This window comes from Oleiphilus sp. HI0125, assembly GCF_001635355.1.
The window spans coordinates 1-1,881 of record NZ_LWGF01000716.1; the positions used below are offsets into that span (position 1 = coordinate 1).

The window sequence follows — 1,881 nt, forward strand, 5'->3', positions numbered from 1 at the left end:
ACAACGCCAGATGCATTTGAGTGTCCGGCTCCCTTGCTTGTTCCTGCGACAGAGAATATTGCTAAAGCGATGACGAAGTTCGGTTTGGACAAGAGTAAGTCGGTGCTAGCGCTATGTCCGGGTGCGGAGTTTGGGCGTGCTAAGAAGTGGCCAGAGAGGCACTATGCAGAGATCGCACGTCGCCATATTGCTGAAGGTGGACAAGTTTGGTTATTTGGGTCTCAGAATGATGTGCCCGCATGTGGGGCTATTGCCGATTCTATCGATCAAGATTGTGTTAGTTTGCTGGCAGGCAATACCAGCCTAGAAGAGGCGGTTGCGTTAATGTCTCAAGCTGATTTGGCCTTAGCCAATGACTCAGGCTTGATGCACGTAGCGGCCGCATTGAATGTCCCAACGCTTGGCTTGTTTGGTTCGACCTCTCCAGATTACACACCGCCACTCAGTGAGAAGTCTGCGGTTATAAAAGCTAGCATAGACTGTAGTCCATGTTTCAAGCGTGATTGCCCATTTGGTCACTATAAGTGTTTGGAGGAGATGATGCCGGATAGGGTTTGGACGGCTTTGCAGGGTTTAAAATAGCTACTGCGACAACTTGGGCAGTGTTGAAAGCGAGCTCAAAATGCTCATTTATTCGCATATAAACTCTGCGTTCTCGCAACGCTTTCGCCTTGCCCACGTTTCTCTCGTAACGCTATTTGCCTCAATTTCATTTGGTTGAAAGTTAAAGTTTGCTCTCTTGTTCTCTTAGTACATTGGTTTAGTAATATTGGGGTCAGAGTACTTTTACTCTGACCCCGATCTATGAGCGTCCAGCGTTCTCAATCCTTGGGAAGCTCTGGGCATAGCGCTTGTTCAATTCCATCGCAAAGAATATGACCTAACATAATGTGTGCTTCTTGGATTGTTGCAGTAAGCGGCGCAGGAACCGCTAAGCAAGTGTCCGATATTTCCTTAAGTTGGCCTTTTTCGCCACTCATACCAATCACTTTGATGCCTTTTTTACGCGCTACATCGATGGCCTTGATTACGTTTCCAGAGTTACCAGATGTTGAGATAGCGACAAGTACATCGCCTGCTTGACCAAGTCCTGATAGTTGTCTTGCAAAGACTTCGTCATAGCCATAGTCATTACCGATCGCGGTTAAGGCTGAGGTGTCAGTGGTTAGTGCGATGGCTGGCAATGATTCACGATCAAAGCGATAGCGGCCAACGAGTTCAGCAGCAAGATGTTGAGCATCCGAGGCGCTTCCTCCGTTACCAATAAACAGTACTTTTTTACCTGCACGTATCGCTTCAACACAAAGTTGAATGGAGGTTTCTAGCTGCTCGAGGATGGCAGCATCATTTGAAATACGTGTTTTTGCTTCGATGCTGCGTTCAATATGCGCTTTGATGCGTTGACTCATATGATTATCCAATTAGTTCGCGAGTATTTTCTTGGGGCGTAGTTTACAACAGTCTTGTGACGCTGCTAAGGCTTCGTGTCTTGTAAAATCGTTTAGATTTTTCCAAATAAAGCTCTGGGAATATGCGGCTTCGGTGCNCGCTGTGCACATTTGGATCTTTGAATAAGACGGCTTTGCCGACGCCGGCAGTACGAGCTACTGAGACATCAGAGCTGCTATCGCCAACCAAAATGCTTTCAGCCAATCGTAATTTGAAGTCGCGCGTTGCTTTTGTGATCATGCCTGGTCTTGGTTTTCTGCATGTACAAGGTTGAGAAAACTTTGGATGATGCGGGCAGTGATAAGTATGCTGAACGCGAATTCCCTGCTTAGAAAACATGGATTCTATCCAATGTGTAAAAGATTGGAACGTCGCTTCGTCGTAGTATTTGCGTGCGATGCCGCTCTGATTTGTCACGATAATAATGGCATA

At 46.6% G+C, this 1,881-nt stretch carries 3 protein-coding genes; 1 reads left to right on the forward strand and 2 read right to left on the reverse strand.

Annotation, left to right across the window (positions count from 1 at the left end):
* A partial coding sequence (waaF, locus tag A3762_RS10480) for a lipopolysaccharide heptosyltransferase II (RefSeq protein WP_068755358.1) occupies window positions 1–582 on the forward strand: 582 nt, incomplete at its 5' end.
* 239 nt (window positions 583–821) lie between these two features.
* Here waaF and A3762_RS10485 read toward each other — a convergent pair.
* The gene (locus A3762_RS10485; protein WP_068475299.1) at window positions 822–1,409 is read right to left on the reverse strand and encodes an SIS domain-containing protein; all 588 of its coding nucleotides are present in this window, start codon (window positions 1,407–1,409) and stop codon (window positions 822–824) included.
* Window positions 1,410–1,452: 43 nt separating this feature from the next.
* A partial coding sequence (locus A3762_RS25845) for an HAD-IIIA family hydrolase (protein WP_156493388.1) occupies window positions 1,453–1,881 on the reverse strand: 429 nt, incomplete at its 5' end.